General features: G+C 39.7%; 18 protein-coding genes and 1 tRNA gene. 8 read left to right on the top strand and 11 right to left on the bottom strand.

Features of this window, described 5'->3' with window-relative positions:
• The first annotated feature begins 9 nt into the window (after positions 1-9).
• The 3 genes from nqrF to RM545_RS12470 are packed head-to-tail and all read left to right on the top strand — an operon-like array spanning position 10 to position 2708.
• A complete protein-coding gene (gene nqrF / locus RM545_RS12480; RefSeq protein WP_311495612.1) occupies positions 10-1296 on the top strand; it encodes an NADH:ubiquinone reductase (Na(+)-transporting) subunit F in 1287 nt (428 codons plus the stop codon).
• A gap of 40 nt (positions 1297-1336) precedes the next feature.
• Positions 1337-1693 carry a DUF8840 domain-containing protein gene (locus RM545_RS12475; protein ID WP_311495611.1) on the top strand — a complete coding sequence of 119 codons (357 nt, stop codon included), beginning with the start codon at positions 1337-1339 and terminating at the stop codon, positions 1691-1693.
• The gene (locus RM545_RS12470; RefSeq protein WP_311495610.1) at positions 1629-2708 is read left to right on the top strand and encodes an FAD:protein FMN transferase; all 1080 of its coding nucleotides are present in this window, start codon (positions 1629-1631) and stop codon (positions 2706-2708) included. Before RM545_RS12475 ends, RM545_RS12470 begins: the two co-directional genes overlap by 65 nt.
• 2 nt (positions 2709-2710) lie before the next feature.
• Here RM545_RS12470 and RM545_RS12465 read toward each other — a convergent pair whose 3' ends face one another.
• The 6 genes from RM545_RS12465 to gpmI are packed head-to-tail and all read right to left on the bottom strand — an operon-like array spanning position 2711 to position 7465.
• Positions 2711-3475 (bottom strand): class I SAM-dependent methyltransferase, encoded by a 765-nt coding sequence (locus tag RM545_RS12465; protein ID WP_311495609.1) that lies wholly within the window; start codon positions 3473-3475, stop codon positions 2711-2713.
• A gap of 54 nt (positions 3476-3529) precedes the next feature.
• Complete coding sequence (locus tag RM545_RS12460) at positions 3530-4093, bottom strand: HNH endonuclease signature motif containing protein (RefSeq protein ID WP_311495608.1); 564 nt, start codon at positions 4091-4093, stop codon at positions 3530-3532.
• Complete coding sequence (gene map / locus RM545_RS12455) at positions 4077-4901, bottom strand: type I methionyl aminopeptidase (RefSeq protein ID WP_311495607.1); 825 nt, start codon at positions 4899-4901, stop codon at positions 4077-4079. The genes RM545_RS12460 and map overlap by 17 nt, the downstream gene beginning before the upstream one ends.
• Complete coding sequence (locus RM545_RS12450) at positions 4898-5314, bottom strand: BT0820 family HAD-type phosphatase (protein WP_311495606.1); 417 nt, start codon at positions 5312-5314, stop codon at positions 4898-4900. The genes map and RM545_RS12450 overlap by 4 nt, the downstream gene beginning before the upstream one ends.
• A 38-nt stretch (positions 5315-5352) precedes the next feature.
• Positions 5353-5937: a thioredoxin family protein gene (locus RM545_RS12445; RefSeq protein ID WP_311495605.1), complete on the bottom strand. Its 585-nt coding sequence runs from the start codon at positions 5935-5937 to the stop codon at positions 5353-5355.
• A gap of 10 nt (positions 5938-5947) precedes the next feature.
• Entirely contained in the window at positions 5948-7465 is a 1518-nt protein-coding gene (gene gpmI, locus RM545_RS12440) for a 2,3-bisphosphoglycerate-independent phosphoglycerate mutase (RefSeq protein ID WP_311495604.1), read from the bottom strand.
• Between the two features lie 426 nt (positions 7466-7891).
• Here gpmI and RM545_RS12435 point away from each other — a divergent pair, with 426 nt between their 5' ends.
• Positions 7892-8632 (top strand): murein L,D-transpeptidase catalytic domain family protein, encoded by a 741-nt coding sequence (locus RM545_RS12435; RefSeq protein ID WP_311495603.1) that lies wholly within the window; start codon positions 7892-7894, stop codon positions 8630-8632.
• 64 nt (positions 8633-8696) lie between these two features.
• On the opposite strand, the gene RM545_RS12430 is transcribed toward RM545_RS12435, so the two are convergent.
• The 3 genes from RM545_RS12430 to RM545_RS12420 all read right to left on the bottom strand — a co-directional run bounded on the left by RM545_RS12430 (position 8697) and on the right by RM545_RS12420 (position 11246).
• Positions 8697-10331 carry a L,D-transpeptidase family protein gene (locus RM545_RS12430; RefSeq protein ID WP_311495602.1) on the bottom strand — a complete coding sequence of 545 codons (1635 nt, stop codon included), beginning with the start codon at positions 10329-10331 and terminating at the stop codon, positions 8697-8699.
• 72 nt (positions 10332-10403) lie between these two features.
• Positions 10404-10691 carry a GNAT family N-acetyltransferase gene (locus tag RM545_RS12425; protein WP_311483891.1) on the bottom strand — a complete coding sequence of 96 codons (288 nt, stop codon included), beginning with the start codon at positions 10689-10691 and terminating at the stop codon, positions 10404-10406.
• A 3-nt stretch (positions 10692-10694) separates the two neighbouring features.
• On the bottom strand, positions 10695-11246 hold the full coding sequence (locus RM545_RS12420) for a ClpP family protease (protein ID WP_311483892.1): 552 nt from the start codon (positions 11244-11246) through the stop codon (positions 10695-10697).
• A 41-nt stretch (positions 11247-11287) separates the two neighbouring features.
• Here RM545_RS12420 and RM545_RS12415 point away from each other — a divergent pair, with 41 nt between their 5' ends.
• From RM545_RS12415 to RM545_RS12405, 3 genes are all read left to right on the top strand, one after another.
• On the top strand, positions 11288-11740 hold the full coding sequence (locus tag RM545_RS12415; protein WP_311495601.1) for a GNAT family N-acetyltransferase: 453 nt from the start codon (positions 11288-11290) through the stop codon (positions 11738-11740).
• Between the two features lie 47 nt (positions 11741-11787).
• A tRNA-Gly gene (locus RM545_RS12410) sits at positions 11788-11860 on the top strand.
• A 190-nt stretch (positions 11861-12050) separates the two neighbouring features.
• Entirely contained in the window at positions 12051-12317 is a 267-nt protein-coding gene (locus RM545_RS12405; RefSeq protein ID WP_311495600.1) for a hypothetical protein, read from the top strand.
• Positions 12318-12493: 176 nt separating this feature from the next.
• Here RM545_RS12405 and RM545_RS12400 read toward each other — a convergent pair whose 3' ends face one another.
• Both RM545_RS12400 and RM545_RS12395 read right to left on the bottom strand, forming a co-directional pair.
• Entirely contained in the window at positions 12494-14059 is a 1566-nt protein-coding gene (locus tag RM545_RS12400) for an NAD(P)/FAD-dependent oxidoreductase (protein WP_311495599.1), read from the bottom strand.
• A gap of 100 nt (positions 14060-14159) precedes the next feature.
• Positions 14160-15671 (bottom strand): GH3 auxin-responsive promoter family protein, encoded by a 1512-nt coding sequence (locus RM545_RS12395; protein WP_311495598.1) that lies wholly within the window; start codon positions 15669-15671, stop codon positions 14160-14162.
• Positions 15672-15791: 120 nt separating this feature from the next.
• On the opposite strand from RM545_RS12395, the gene RM545_RS12390 reads away from it, so the two are divergent.
• Positions 15792-16586, top strand: coding sequence for a DUF2797 domain-containing protein (locus tag RM545_RS12390; protein ID WP_311495597.1), 795 nt, complete (start codon positions 15792-15794; stop codon positions 16584-16586).
• Positions 16587-16767: the final 181 nt, after the last annotated feature.

Raw genomic sequence — 16767 nt, 5'->3', positions numbered from 1 at the left:
ACAAGGACAATGACAGTTATAATCGCAAGTGTAGTTGTATTTTTAGTATTAATACTTTTACTGGTTTCCGTTTTATTGGGCGCTAAGGCCAAATTAATGCCTTCCGGTCCTGTTAGTATTAATGTAAATAATGAAAAGGACATAGAAGTAGGCTCAGGTGGTACGCTGCTGTCTACTTTGGGAGAAAGTAAACTGTTCCTTCCTTCTGCCTGTGGTGGTGGCGGAACCTGTATCCAGTGTAAATGTATTGTCAAAGAAGGGGGCGGGGCGATTCTTCCTACTGAAGAACCCCACTTTACCAGGAAAGAAATTGCCGACGGTTGGCGGCTTGGTTGCCAGGTAAAGGTGAAGAACGACATGAAGATTACCATTCCTGAAGAAGTTTTCGGAATTAAAAAATGGGATGCTACAGTTGTAAGAAATTATAATGTTGCTTCTTTCATTAAGGAATTCGTTGTTGAAATTCCTGAAGTGATGGATTATAAAGCTGGTGGTTATATTCAAATAGAAATTCCTAAGACGGAAGTGAAATTTGAAGATATGGATATTACAGCTCACCCTGAAGAACATGAAACTCCGGATAAGTTTAAAGATGAGTGGGATAAATTTAAATTATGGCCATTAGTCATGAAGAACCCGGAGACAGTTGAAAGAGCCTATTCAATGGCTTCTTACCCTGCTGAAGGGCGTGAGATCATGCTGAACGTACGTATTGCTACTCCACCTTTCGATCGTGCAAAAGAAGGTTGGATGGATGTAAATCCCGGAGTTGCTTCTTCATATATTTTCAGTTTGAAAAAAGGTGACAAGGTTGTTATTTCAGGACCTTATGGTGAATTCTTTATTAATGAGAGTGAATCTGAAATGCTATATGTAGGTGGTGGAGCCGGAATGGCGCCAATGCGATCACACCTTTATCACCTTTTCAGAACATTAAAAACCGGTAGAAAAGTAACTTACTGGTATGGAGGTAGGTCTAAAAGAGAATTATTTTATACAGAACACTTTAGGGCATTAGAGAGAGATTTTCCTAATTTTAAATTCTACCTGGCGCTTTCTGAACCAGCTGAAGAAGATAACTGGAAAGTAAAAGAAAGTCTTGATGATGAAGGAGATGGCTTTGTAGGATTTATTCACCAGGTGGTAATCGATAATTATTTGTCACACCACGAAGAACCGGAAGAAATTGAGCTATACTTCTGTGGTCCTCCATTAATGAACAAAGCTGTTCAGAAAATGGGTGAAGACTTCGGAATGCCACCAGAGAATATTAGATTTGATGACTTTGGAGGTTAAAATATAATCCCGCTTCGGCGGGATTTTTTTATCTTTAGCTATGCCGAAATTAAATGAACAGGAATTACATAACCTGGCAATGAATATTGTGGGAAAAGATCTTGAGGATAATGGATATGATTTTCTCGGGGTGAATTCTAAGCTTAAGAGAAATCCACAGTTCGTAGCGCTTAAGAATACTAAGTTGCATTTTGTAATTGTCCGTGCCATACAATATCCGGATGATCCGAAAAACTTTGATCGGATCTTTATGGAGACTATCAAAGAACATGCACTCAAATTTAATGCGCGCACCTTCTATGCAGGCGTAGGATTGGCAAATTCAGCAGATTATGAAAAACCTATTACCAGTGAAGAAGATTATGTCGTTAATTATCAGGGTTGGCAGGAAGTCTAGTATTATAAAAAGAAGCTTTCTTTTTCTGTTCCTTGTTGTTGGCTTTATTAGTTGTTCTGAAGATCACCCCGAAATGTATACTGCTTCAGGAGCTGCACTGGGGACAACATTTCATATTTCCTTTTTTTCCGATGAAGAGCTCGATGTAGAGTCTTCCCTCCATTCCATTTTTAGGGTAATCAATAATTCCATGAGTACATATCAGGAAGATTCTGATATTTCGAGGATTAATGATGGGGAGACTTTAATTGTTGTAGACAGCAATTTTGTGGAAGTGTTTAATTCTTCAAAAAAGATATTTAGAGAAAGTAAAGGCTATTTCGACCCGACTGTCGGGCTACTGGTGAACGCCTATGGATTTGGCCCGGAAGGTTATGCAAAGAACCCTCAGGACCACGAAATAGATTCGCTAATGCAGTACGTTGGCTTTAATAAAATAAAGCTGACACCAGCCCGCAGGATCGAAAAAGAATATCCTGAAGTTTATCTGGATTTCAATGCAATTGCCAAAGGCTATGCTATAGATGTTATTGCTCTTTATTTTAATAATAATAATATTGATAACTATCTTATTGAGCTGGGCGGTGAACTGGTAGCAAAAGGTCGTAATATCGAGAGCAACAACCCCTGGAGGGTTGCAATAGATGATCCGAGGCAGGAAAAGGGAGAGCGTACTTTTCAGACCGTTTTGGCACTGGAAAACCGTGCTCTGGCAACTTCGGGTAATTACAGGAAGTTCAGGGAAGATACAGTTACAGGTGAAGCTTATGTGCATACTATAAACCCTTTAACAGGAAAGGCCCAGCAGAGCAATTTACTCAGTGCCTCTGTTCTGGCAGAGAATTGTACGCTTGCAGATGGTTACGCCACTGCTTTTATGGCACTTGGACTGGAAAAGTCACAAGAGATGCTGGAGAGAATAGAAGGTGTGGATGTGTATTTTATTTATGCTGAAAATAATAATGAAATGGCTGTCTATGCTTCTGAAGGTTTCAAAGAGCAACTTCAGAAATAAAACTATTTGGTGCACACTGGTATAAGCTCTCCCTTAGCAAGTCGATATTTGTCAATTTCAGAAGGTGACAGGTTTGCGGTCATATCTACTTCTTCAACTTTAAACCCGATATTTCTTAATTTGTCAAAGTAATCCCTTCCGTAGATTCTAACATGGTCATATTGGCCAAAAATGCGTGCTCGCTCCTTTTTATCGGTAATAGAATCGTCTTCAAAGGTGTTTTTTCGGTTTAAATCCTGCGGAATTTGTAGAATAGCGGTTCCACCGGGCTTTAAAACTCTGTAAAGCTCCTTCATGGCCCGTGTGTCATCAGGAATATGCTCCAAAACGTGATTACAGAGGATAAAATCATAAGCATTATCATCAAAAGGCAAGTTATTGATATCTGCTTTTACATCAGCCAGTGGAGAGTTGAGATCTGTGGTAGTATAGTCGATATTTGCCAATTTCCGGAAGCGGCTGTAAAAAGCCTGCTCCGGGGCGAAGTGAAGTACTTTTAGGTCTTCAGTAAAAAAAGAAGTTTTTCTCTCCAGATATATCCAAAGGAGCCGGTGACGTTCTAAGGATAGCGTAGAGGGAGAAAGAACGTTTTCTCTCTGCTTGCCGTAACCATAAGGCAAAAACTTAGAAAAACTCCTGCCGTCTATAGGATCTGTATAGCGTGTGCCGCTTAAAGCAGTTCTTAATGCTGGACGAATTAAATAACTGAAACGAATAAGGAGGGGACGCGGAATAGTGTTGAGGAAGAACTTAAAAACTCTTTTCATTCACTTTGGAAGTTATGATTTTAGCTGAAGGTTTCATTCTTTGAAGACAGACCTCTAAACTTCAATGTCTCCCCAGTTTTCTCCGGATTTAATTCTGTACAACTGCATTTCTGAAACGCCGAATTGCTTGGCAAGAACTTTGATCCTGGTCTTTCTATCCGGATCAAGCAATTTCTTTTTAAGTATAACGGCCTGCGCATAAGAAAGCTTGGAGTATGAGACTACTTTACGTAGTTTTCTCTTATGCTTATTTTCTTTAACTTTAGGACTATTGTATTGATGTTGCACCCACTCTTCTTTTGTTGCCCAGGCCAGATTTTCTGCCCTGTTGTCGTCCTTTTCAAAATTCTTGTGGATTACGTATTTGTCATCTTCGTTTTTCTTCAGAAAAAGTTCGGCTACAATTCTATGGATGTAATACGTTTTGTGTTTTCCGTTTTTTAGTTTAACGGCAAAATTAAGGTATCCGCCAACTCGGCCGCCCTTCATCAAATCCCCTTTTGGATTCTTCAAAAAACTTATAATTCTTCCAAAGTTGGAAACCCGGTATATAAACCTGTCCTGCCATTCTTCTTTATGCAGGCTTTTCCAGCTCTCGTTTCTATAGTCCCTGATCATAGATTTTTGATCTAAATTCGTCTTCTTCGTTACTTTTTATACCCAAAGCATCATAGATGTATTTAAAAGTAGAGAGTAGTTCTGGCCTGCCGTCCATAAGGGCAACATCATGTTCGAAATGGGCGCTTGGTTTATCGTCTGCTGTTAAAATAGTCCAGCCGTCAGGCAGTTGTTTGATTCTTTTGGTTCCAAGGTTAATCATAGGTTCTATAGCCACGACCATGCCTTCAACAAATTTCTTTCCTTTGCCGCGTTTGCCGTAATTTGGCATTTCCGGATCTTCGTGCATTTTTCTCCCGAGGCCGTGGCCCACTAATTCCCGCACTACACCATAACCGTGATTTTCAGTGTAATTTTGAATAGCAAAAGCAACATCACCCACACGATTTCCGATCTTGAACTCACGAATTCCCTCATAAAGGGATTCTTTGGTAATTCGCAGCAGTTCTTTGGTTTCCGGTGCAACTTCTCCCACTTCAAAAGTATAGGCATGATCTCCGTAAAATCCATTTTTTAGAGCCCCGCAATCAATAGAAATTATATCCCCGTTCTTAAGTGGGGTATCATTGGGAATTCCATGAACTACCTGTGCATTGGGACTCATGCAGAGGGAGTTTGGGAAATCGTACAGCCCCAAAAAAGCCGGCTCGGCTCCATTGTCGCGTATAAATTCTTCAGCTATTTTATCTAAGTGTAACGTAGTAACCCCGGGTTTGATCTCGGGAGCAAGTATTCCAAGAGTTTTGGAGACAACAAGGGCGCTTTCCCTCATTAACTCAATCTCTTCTCTTGTTTTAGGTATTATCATAATTTACTTTTCAGCCGGTCAAACAGTCCGGGTTTTTTCTTTTTAACTTTTATCTTCGGGGTCTTTTTGGTGGACAGTTTTTGATAAATTTCTCCCCACCCAACCATACCTCCAATGTTGCGGTCATCTATATAAATATCTGCAAGGATCTTTCTGCTAATAATGTTATCAAAATTTTCTTCAGGATAACTTTTGTTAACCGCATAAAATTCAATGCCTTTAGATTTACAGAATGCTACAGCCTCATCTAATTTGTCCCCATAACGGTACGTCCATAAAATAATCCTGTGGCCCTCTTCCTGAAACTTCTTGAGGGTTTCAAACGCAAACAGCAAGGGTTTTCCTATCTTCGGATATTTATTCTCGACAATAGTGCCATCAAAATCTATTGCAATTGTTAATGATCGTAGCATAAAATCAATAGCTTCTTTTTAATTCAGTTTTTCTGAATTTATTGTGCATAAGAATGGCTGTAGTCCTCTCCACTTACAATTTTTGCAATATCTTCTTCTATACTCTCCTGCGGATACTCTACAAACCTGTTTACTTCTTTACCGTTTTTATAAAAAATAATTGTCGGCACCCTCCTGGCATCTAAATCTTTTTCAATATTTCCTGGGACATCTTTGTTAGTGTCTACAGCAATAGCGGTTAATTGCTCCGTATCATAATCTGCCTCGTCCAGAATTTTAAAAAACTTCGGCGTTTCCCTTTTACTGTCTACGCACCAGGTTCCCATTACAAGTGTGATCTCATAATCTGAAATATTTTCCTTTATAGTCTGCATTGCCTCGTCCTTCGGGTCATAATCTGAGTAGCCAGATTCGAACCAGCGCGAAAAAGGTTCTTCCTCAAGTTCCTCTCTCTGGAATTCTCCCAACAACATATCCTTCTGATAAACTGCGGTGGGAGGTTCTCTATGAGGACCTAAAGAGAAAGAGGTTGTATTTTCTGAAGATTTTTCATTTTTAGCAACAGAGTTACTGCTTCCGCAACTGAGAAAAATGGCCAGAAAAAAAACGAGTAGTTTCTTCATTGTTAATTTTTTAGATTAGAGAATCCTGCGTCATTAGATCTGGCTTCTCTATTCCCATCAGTTTTAAAATAGTAGGCGCGATATCTCCCAGATTACCGTTCTTAATAGTTTTTATGTCTTTGTCCAGCAGGATTAGCGGCACCGGATTAGTGGTGTGTGCTGTATTTGGGCTGCCATCTGAATTAATCATAGTTTCACTATTACCATGGTCTGCAATAACGAGCACAGAGTAGTCGTTTTCCACAGCTGCTTCAGCTACATCTTTAGCACAGGAATCTACGGTTTCACAAGCTTTAACAGCGGCATCGAAAACGCCTGTATGGCCAACCATATCTGGATTCGCGAAGTTGAGGCATACAAAATCTGCCGACTCGCTTTTTAATTCCGGAATTATTTTATCCCGAATTTCGTAAGCACTCATTTCCGGCTGCAGGTCATAAGTGGCAACTTTAGGGGAGTTGCACATAATCCTGCTTTCTCCTTTAAAAGGTTTTTCACGTCCTCCGGAAAAGAAGAAAGTGACATGAGGATACTTCTCTGTCTCTGCAATTCTAATCTGTCTTTTGCCTGTATATTCTAATACTTCTCCCAAAGTAGTACTGATATTGTCCTTTTTAAAGACCACATTAACATTGGTGAAGTTATCGTCGTATTTGGTAAGGGTAACGTAGTACAACGGAAGTTTCTTCATGTTGTACTCAGGGAAATCTACTTGTGTAAGTGCCTGTGTTAGCTGTCGCCCTCTGTCTGTCCTGAAGTTAAAGAAAATCACTACTTCCTTTTCCTTAAGAGTGGCTACAGGATTTCCTGCGGCATCTGTCATTACGATAGGTTCTATAAACTCATCGCTAATGTCATTATCATAACTTTGCTGAATAGTTTCAGCGGCATTTGTTGATTTCTGGCCTATACCTTGAGTAATGAGATCATATGCTTTTTTCACTCTTTCCCACCTGTTATCACGATCCATTGCGTAATACCTTCCAATAACAGAAGCGAGTTTGGCATTGGTTTTTCCTAAGTGGTCTTCCAGTTCCTTGATAAAATCTTTTCCGGAGTGAGGATCTACATCACGGCCATCTGTAAAAGCATGTACATACTTGTCTTTTACTCCAAATTCCTCAGCGGCACTAAGTAGACCTTTTAAATGGTTAATATGGGAATGTACGCCGCCATCACTTAAAAGCCCCATAAAGTGAATAGGCTTATTGTTTTTAATAGCGTAGGTAAAAGCCTGTTCTAGTACAGGTTCATTAATAAGGGAATTTTTTTCTACAGCCATGTTTATTTTTACCAGGTCCTGGTAAACAATACGGCCCGCACCAAGGTTCATATGTCCTACTTCGCTGTTGCCCATCTGTCCTTCCGGAAGACCCACATTTAACCCGTCTGTCCTGAGCTGGGCACTCGGATAATTTTCCAAAATGGAATCTACGAATGGTGTTTTTGCTTTTGCGATTGCTGATACTTCCGGATCCTGGGTTATACCCCAACCATCCAGAATCATTAGTAAGACCTTTTTATTCATCTTGTGTTTTAAATTTAATTCCAAATATAAAAAACAATATTTTCGCCTGCTAAATAAGGCTTTAAAATGTTTCTTAAATCTCAGATCGTCAGGATCTATAATTAAACTTTATGAAATCCTGCACATCCGGGAGAGAACTTTTGGGATATCCCAACCCTGGTTGCAAAAAGCATTAACTTCTCTGAATTTTCTCTTATACCTGAATTTTAACATTTTCAGTGATTTTTCAGATACTAGAAATTTATGCACAACGTTATAAATTAATTGCCGTGCTTCTTCTAATCGCTTTAATTTTAATTAATTAGAAGCTAAAATGTTAAAGTTTCGTATTGGGGGCTTTTGAGCAGCAAATAACGAGAATATTTTGTATGTTGGCACAGCCTTTGGAATATATTAACAGGAATTTAAATAAAACCTATTTAAAATATGACGTATAGAATTTTGATTGTGATGGCGGTATTAGTTTTTTCATTTGCTTTTAAAAGCACGGAAAAACGAAATGAAAATGAGAAATCGAATGCGGTCAGTGAGATTGTGGCTACTGAAGCTTTAACCTTTAAAGAGGAAGTCGCAAATGCTTACGAAGCTTTTTCCAGAAAAAATATAAATCTTCCCACACTAGAGGTTTTTGAAAAAGGAATGAAGGGTTATTATAAACTGGAAAAACAGGGTGAGGTAACCAAGAAAATTCTTACTATAGTAGACTTTAATTTGTCTTCCAGCAAGAAAAGAATGTGGATTTTGGATATGGAAAATAAGGAAGTGCTATTTCATACCTATACGTCCCATGGTAAAAATACAGGTGGCGAATTCGCAAAAAAATTCTCAAACACTCTAAATTCCCTTCAAAGTTCCCTTGGATTTTACGTGACGGGAGAAACATATTACGGTAGTAACGGACTTTCTCTTTTTATCGACGGAAAGGAGAAAGGATTTAACAGCAACGCCAGGAAACGTTATGTTGTAATTCACGGTGCAGATTATGCCACTCCAGATTTTATAAAAAAATACGGAAGGCTGGGCAGAAGCTACGGTTGTCCTGCTGTTCCAAACGCTTTAGCAAAAGAACTTATAAATACCATAAAAGGTGAATCTGTGGTTTATATTCACAAAAATTCTTCAGATTACCTGAAAAAATCTTCTTACCTGAACTATCCGACAGCATAAAGGTAAAGAACAAGAAAAACAGAAATCCCGCTTCTTTGGCGGGATTTTTTGTTTCTGAATGATTCTACTCCTTCAGTAAATTGTAAATCTTTTGATCAGTTCCGTAAATATCCTCAGTAAATCGTGCTTCCCCGTTCTCGCGCCATGAAGTCCAGTATAGGTGGTGAACTTTTACCTGTTGGGTAACTTCAATTTGGGTGGTTTTTCCGGAGGCGATAATCTCATCAATCTCTTCAGAAGAATATTGCGACCTGTTTTTTAGGAGATATTTAGAAAGTTCTATAGCGCCCTGTACCCTTACACAGCCGGAGCTTTCTGCTCTGGAATTTCTTTCAAACAAAGCTTTGGAAGGAGTATCGTGGAGATAAATCAGGTACTCGTTAGGATAAATAATCTTAACCTGTCCTAAAGGATTAGAACTTCCCGCTTTCTGCCTGTAGGTATAATCCATGCCTTCACCAGAACTAAAATTAATGGCAGAAGGATCTACCTCCTGGCCATCATTGTCGTAAATAGTAAGGTTTTTGTTTTTGAAGTAAGAAATATCTCCGGCTGCACCGGGAATAACATCATTTTTCTTGATTGTAGGAGGGATCGTCCAGGTTGGATTATATACCACGTATTCTATTTCATCAGAAAAAACAGGAGTTTTCCTGGCTTGAGTACCTACCATTACGTTGTGAATAGAAATTGTATCGCTCTCCCGCACCACAGTAAGCTTGTAGTTAGGAATATTCACGAGGATATAGTGATCTCCAAAATCTCGCGGAAACCAGCGCCAACGTTCCATATTTGCCATTATTTGATGATAACGGTCTTCACTGCTTTTATTAAGACTGGAAATAGTGCCGGGACCAATAACGCCGTCTACATGAATTCCATATTGAAGTTGAAATTCTTTTATAGCTTCCTGTATCTCTTTATTATTTTGGTTTGTTAGAGAGTCGTACTCTATAGAAAAACCGATTTCTTCCAGGCGCTTTGCGATAGCAGGAATTCTTGGATCATTTTCATCCGGTTTTATAGTTTTTCCTGACGCTATTGTTGTGATACTTTTTTCTTCAGAATTCAGTTTCTCGTATTCCGCAAGGGATTTTTTTAAGCCAAGATAAACCGGGTGATCTGGTTTGATTGAATTTAATACAGCATCAATATCGTCCTGGTTTATGGCTTCTTCCAGAATTCCCGCCAGGTCAATGTCTTCCTTTGGAAGGTCCCAGATTTCAAAAAGTTCTTTAGGATTCAGCTTTCCGTAATAAAGATCATGTGCAAGCTGAAGGAAATTATCTGTTAGTGAAATTTCAAGCCTGGATTTTTCCTCCTGATTCAAATCCTCAAGATTGGATAAAGATTCTTCCAGGTATTGTATATTGTAATCTTCAGGATTTAGTCCGTCTTTATCGATATTTTGAATATTTCGGAATAAACTTTCCCGCAGTCCGGAATTTACCCAAACCGGCTCAAAATCCCGATCACTATAAAATTCAGCAGCTTCTTTTCTGCGTTGCAGCGACAAATTTTTTGCTGCAGCAGCGTCTCCAAAAAGTTCCGAAATAAATTCAGCATCGGTTAACTTTCCTATCGTTTCTGTATTATTCGATGTTTCAATGCCCGGTTCTTCTGCATTGTCTTTACATGAAGTAAAAACAAGTGTGGCGATTAAAAAGGTAATTAAAGTATAAACTCTATGTTTTATCATGGCAATCTGGATTTCAGATTTTTGCGCTAGTTTGAGGCAAAAAAGAAAAAAGCCCTCTTGTAGGGCTTATATTTATCTGGTGGCTCTTACATCTTCGTAAGATTTGTGCCTTTCAAACTGAACCTCTGCAAAAGGGCAGAGTGGGTCAATTTTTAAATTGTTTTCCCGGGCATGCTCCACACTTCTTTTTAAAAGTTCTGTAGCCAGACCCTGACCTTCGAATTTGCGGTCTACTTTAGTGTGGTCTATAAGAATGATGTTGTTATCTTGCCTCTTGTAAGTAAGTTCAGCAATAATACCTTTTTCACCTTCAATATAGAACATTCCCCGCGTATCGCTTTCCTTGTGTTTAATGTCCATTTGCTATTTTTTTAAGATCCCATCTACAATGCCGTAATCTAAAGACTCGTCTGCGTCCATCCAGTAGTCACGGTTAAAATCTTTCATCACCCTGTCGTAATCCTGATCGCAATTTTCTGCTAAAATCCGGGCGCTGAGTTCTTTGGTCTTCAGGATCTCATTTGCCTGAATTTCAATATTTGAAGCCTGGCCACGTGCGCCACCGCTTGGCTGGTGTATCATAACCTTGGCATGAGGTTGGATAAACCTTCTTCCTTTAGTTCCTACAGAAAGCAAAATAGAGCCCATAGAAGCAGCAAGACCGGTGCAAATAGTAGAAACCGGGCTGTTAAGGGATTGTATCGTGTCATAAATAGCAAATCCATCGGTTACATAACCTCCGGGACTATTTATAAAAAACTGTATTTCTTCGTCGCCGTCAAGATCAAGGTACATTAACCGGTCAATCACGTGCTTAGCCGTCTTGTCGTTTACCATTCCCCAAAGAAAAACTTTACGTTCTTTAAGGAATTTTGCATCTATTAAATCCTGAATTTTTCCGGTTTTATCTTTCATATTTCTTGTAAAAATTATCTAATCTAGTTAAGGCTAAAAATATGATTATTTTAGCAGAAAACTCCCGTATGGAACCTGCATTTAACAAGATTTTAAAAGAAGATATAGAAACAATAATTCCGCTTATTCAGAAGTTGTCCAAAGAAGAATTTTCTGATGAAATTTTAAAGAAACGATTTACTGAAATGCTCGAGCAGAATTATGAATGCTTCGGAATTTTTATTGATCAGAAGCTAATTGGTGTTTTTGGGCTTTGGTTTATGACCAGGCATTATGCCGGTAGAAGTTGCGAGCCCGATCATATTTATATTTCTGAAGAAGTTCAGGGAAAAGGAATAGGAAAGAAATTATTTGAATTTATCTATAATTATGCTGAAGAAAAAGGTTGTGAGACTTCAGAATTAAATAGTTACGTTCAGAATTATCGTTCTCATAAATTTTATATGAACGAAGGCTACGTAATAAAGGGATATCATTTTTTAAAAAAGCTTTAATTTTTTTGGAAGTTGAAAAACTTAAAGATTATATTTGTACCGCTATTGCGGGAGTAGCTCAGTTGGTAGAGCGTCAGCCTTCCAAGCTGAATGTCGCCGGTTCGAACCCGGTCTCCCGCTCAAAACGAACCCCTTCAGAAATGTAGGGGTTTTTTGTTGTTTATTTTCACTCCATCGGTAGAAACTGAAACCCGTGAGGTTTTTAAAACCTCACGGGTTTGCCGGCTCTTTAGGATAATGACTCATAAATGGCAATTTTCGGTCTTCTGTTTAAAAAGTGATTGGGTGAGAAGCCTGTCCTGAGTAAGCTTTGAAAAAGCGAATCGAAGGGAACCCGGTCTCCCGCTCAAAACTAACCCCTTCAGGAATGTCGGGGTTTTTTGTTGTCCCAACTTTTGCTGAAAAACCACTGGGTGAGAAGCCTGTCCTGAGTGAGCTTTGGAAAAGCAAATCGAAGGGAACCCGGTCTCCCGCTCAAAATCAAAACCCCTTCAGAAATGAAGGGGTTTTTTGCTCCTTTAAGGTAAAAGTAAACCTGTCAGGTTTTCAAAACCTGACAGGTTTCCCTACTTTGTAAGATTGTGCTTTAAAAACACCAATTATCAATTTGCATTTTGAATGCAATATCATTTTCTGAGAATAATCTAATCCGTAATTGTAATTTCAAGTTGCTTTTGAGGAGCCACTTGGGTTTTCGAGGAGAGGCCTCAAAAATGGCAATTATCGACCTTTTGTCGGAAACGGAACCGTTTGCTAAGAATTCCCTTCAGCATATTTTTTAGCAATAGCATCCACGCAATTAATTCCGTCTATGGCGGCAGAAATTATTCCTCCGGCATAACCGGCTCCCTCCCCGCAAGGATAGAGTCCGCTCACTTCAATATGTTCAAGGTTTTCAGGATGGCGCGGAATGGAAACAGGGGAGGAGGTCCGGCTTTCCGGCGCATGTAAAACTGCTTCATTGGTATAATATCCTTTCAGTTTTTTTCCGAAGAGCACAAATGCTTTTTGCAGGCGGGCGGCAATTAGCGGAGGCAGAATTTTGTTCAAATCAACACTCACAATGCCGGGTTGATAAGATGTTTTCGGGAAATCTACAGAGACTTTTCCTTCCACAAAATCTATCATTCGCTGCGCAGGAACCTGCTGGGTTTTCCCGGCTGCTTCCCAGCACGCATGCTCTACACTTTTCTGAAAATCCAGCGACACAAAGGGATCATTAGGATCGAAATTTGGGAAATCTTCAGGGGTAACGCTCACCACAATTCCTGAATTGGCGTACGGATTATTACGCTTACTTGGGCTCCATCCGTTAGTAACCACTTCTTCCTGTGCTGTGGCGCAAGGGGCAATAATACCGCCGGGGCACATACAAAAGGAATAAACACCCAGGCCGTCTACCTGCTCCACAAGGCTATACGATGCGGGCGGCAGATAAGGATTTTCATCGTCCCCGTGATATTGTATGGTATCAATTAACTTTTGCTGATGCTCCACCCTAACCCCCAATGCAAATGGTTTTGCCTCAATTTTAATATTTTTTTCGTGTAAAAGGTAAAATATATCCCTGGCAGAATGTCCCGTTGCGAGAATCACTTCATCAAAATAAAGCCACTTGTCCTTATTAATCTGAATAGCTTCAATTTTGTTGTTTTCCAGTTTTAAATCGGTAAGTTTCGAATTAAAACGGACTTCCCCGCCGGCTTCAATTATCGCTTCCCGCATAGAAGTGATAATCTTCGGAAGTTTATTGGTCCCGATATGCGGATGCGCATCCACAAGAATATCAGGATCTGCACCAAAATGCACAAACCACTCGAGCGCCTTCAGGACATTACCACGTTTTTTAGAACGTGTGTAGAGTTTTCCGTCAGAATAGGTTCCGGCGCCGCCTTCCCCAAAACAGTAATTTGATTCGGGATTAACGATCTGCTCCTTATTGATTTTAGCGAGGTCATGCCTGCGGGCGCGAACATCTTTTCCGCGTTCAAAAGTTATCGGTTTTAGTCCAGCTTCAACAGCACGCAGCGCAGCGTATAAACCTGCAGGCCCGGCACCTATAATTGCAATTTCCTTAGCACCTGAAACCTGCTGTGGAATAAATGCCGGGATAGCTTTGCGCACCTCATCCTTCTTCCAGAATTCCACCTGAAGGTTAATCTTAACCGGCTTTCTTCGGGCATCAATAGATCGTTTCCGAATCCGCCACTCCCGAATATCTTTCTTCTTAATTTTGGCTTTTTCCAGCGCCAACGGGAGAATAACAGATTCGTCTTCCTGTTGGTTGGGTAAAACTGAAATTTGTATCAGGCTGCTCATAGGGGCCAAAGATACGTATAAACCCAAATCTTCAAACCTTTATTCCTGCAAAGAGAAGGAAAATAGAAGCCGATAATTGTCAAATTTCGGGATACATCTTTTACATCATCGTAAGTAATTCTTCAACGTATTTTCTTGAATTTGAAAGCCTGGGAATTTTATGCTGGCCGCCTAATTTGTCGTTCTTTTTAAGCCAGTCATAAAAGAGGTCTTTACGTGCCTGGTGAATTTTGAGCATATTAAGCGTCATATTATTAAAGCGTTTGGCCTCATAATCGCTGTTTATTTCCTGTAGCGCCTTGTCCAGCTGAATTTTAAAGTTTTCAAGGTCCCGTGGCGGAGTGAGAAATTCAATAATCCATTCGTGGGAGCCTTTTTCTTTGCCTTCCATAAAAATAGGTGCCACGGTATAGTCCATAATTTCACAATTTGTGACAAGGGAAACTTTTTTTAGGGCTTCTTCGGCATTTTCAATAATAAGCTCTTCTCCAAAAACATTTATATGGTGCTTTGTCCTGCCCGAAACTTTTATTCGATAAGGATTTATGGAAGTAAAACGAACGGTATCGCCGATTTTATAACGCCATAGCCCGGCATTTGTAGTTATAACGACTGCATAATTTTCACCAATTTCGACCTCGCTTAACGGAATAAGCTTTTCTTCTGAAGTATTATAAGTATTCATCGGAATAAATTCGTAGAAGATTCCGTAGTCCAGCATCAGCAACAATTCTTTGGAATCGTTTTGATCCTGGCAGGCAAAAAATCCTTCGCTCGCATTGTAAATTTCATAAAACCGGAAATCTTCCTTTGGCAATATCTTTTGATATTGCGGTGCGTAAGGATTAAAACTAACACCCCCGTGAAAATATACTTCCAGGTGCGGCCAGACTTCAAATAAATTGCCTTTTCCGGTAGTTTCCAGCACATTGTTTAGCAAAACGAGCATCCAGGAAGGCACACCGGCAAGGCTGGTTACTCTTTCCTTTATAGTTTCGTCTACAATCGCCTGCATTTTCACTTCCCAGTTGTGCATTAGCGAAACTTCATTACTCGGAGTGCTGCTAAATTCTGCCCAAAAAGGCATATTGTCTATTAATATTGCTGAAAGATCCCCGTAAGCTGTGCCATTATCGCGGTAAATTTCCTTGCTGCCTCCCAGTCTTAGATTTTTGCCTGCAAACATTTGCGACTGCGGATTGTTATTTAGATACATACATAACATATCCTTGCCTGCCGAAAAGTGGCAATTTTCGAGCGAATCGTCGCTTACAGGGATAAACTTGCTCTTAGCATTGGTCGTTCCACTGGATTTCGCGAACCATTTAATTGGGGTGGGCCAGAAAATATTGTTCTCACCGCGCCTGCTCCTTTCAATATTGGGTTCATAATCTTCGTATTTCTGAACCGGAACACGATCTGCAAAGTCCTGATAACCTTTTATGGAAGCAAAGTCGTATTTCCTGCCAACTTCAGTGTTTTTTGCTTTTGAGATCAGGTTTTTTAAAAGCTCATGCTGTACCTCGTGAGGGTACTTTATAAATAATTCCATTTGGTGGATCCGTTTTTTAAGGAACCAGGAGGCAACAGAATTTACTAACGGAATTGGCATTATTTATTTTTAACTTTACGCGCTAAGTCTTAAGGGCATAAAATGGTTGGTTGGCTAAAAATAAACTAAACTTTACAGCCTGCAAAAAAAATCGTTTCAACAAAGAATAATACCAAATCTATGAGGTACGAAGGTGTGCTTACCAAAATGAAAACGGAACTTACAGATACCGTTCAATATTACCTGCTTTTCGAATCGGACTTTCTTAACCTTAACCAGGTTCTAAACAAGAAACTTAGTATAAATTTTCTTCAGTTTCAGTGTATTAACTGTGCTAAACAGAAAAAAGTGTTTAGAAGCGGATTTTGCTATGACTGCTGGAGTAGTATTCCGCAGGCAGGAGACTGGATTATGAGGCCAGAATTAAGTAAAGCACATTTGGGTGAGGAAGATAGGGACCTGGAATACGAAAAGCAGTCGCAACTCCAGCCACACGTGGTATATCTTGCTAATTCCAGCAATGTGAAGGTTGGGGTGACGCGCAGGAGCCAGGTGCTTACACGCTGGATCGATCAGGGAGCGCACGAGGCTATAGAAATTGTGGAAGTGCCCAACAGGTATCTCGCTGGAATTACAGAGGTGGCATTAAAAGATCATGTTTCAGACAAAACCAACTGGCGCAAAATGCTTACCAACGATATTCTGGATCTGGATTTAGCTGAAGAAAGAGAAAAACTGAAGGATTTTATTCCTGAAGAAGCCAAACAATATTACCTGGCCAGTAACAAAGAAACCGAAATTGAATTCCCCGTACTGGAATTTCCTAAGAAAGTAAAAACGCTGACCTTAAAGAAAAGTGCGTTTTATGAAGGAGTTCTAAAAGGAATTAAAGGACAATACCTGATTTTTGAAGATGGTACAGCTTTTAACGTACGTGCGCACGAAGGTTACGTGGTACAGCTGAATGTTTCGTGATTTTTTAGTGGAAAGCGGAGAGAGGAAATATCCTTTTTGAACTCTTCATTAGCTTCCAAGTTCTGTCTGTAAACGAGCGTATATAAGAGCAATAATTGCCAAATTTTGACTTAGACTTTTTGTAAAAGGAAGCAAGACCTGACAGGTTTTTAAAACCTGTCAGGTCTGATTTATAACCGTA

The sequence above is a fragment of the Autumnicola lenta genome, assembly GCF_031846515.1.
Lineage (GTDB): Bacteria > Bacteroidota > Bacteroidia > Flavobacteriales > Flavobacteriaceae > Autumnicola > Autumnicola lenta.
The sequence above is the reverse complement of the archived record's forward strand: the minus strand, read 5'-3'. Positions and strand labels throughout refer to the sequence as shown.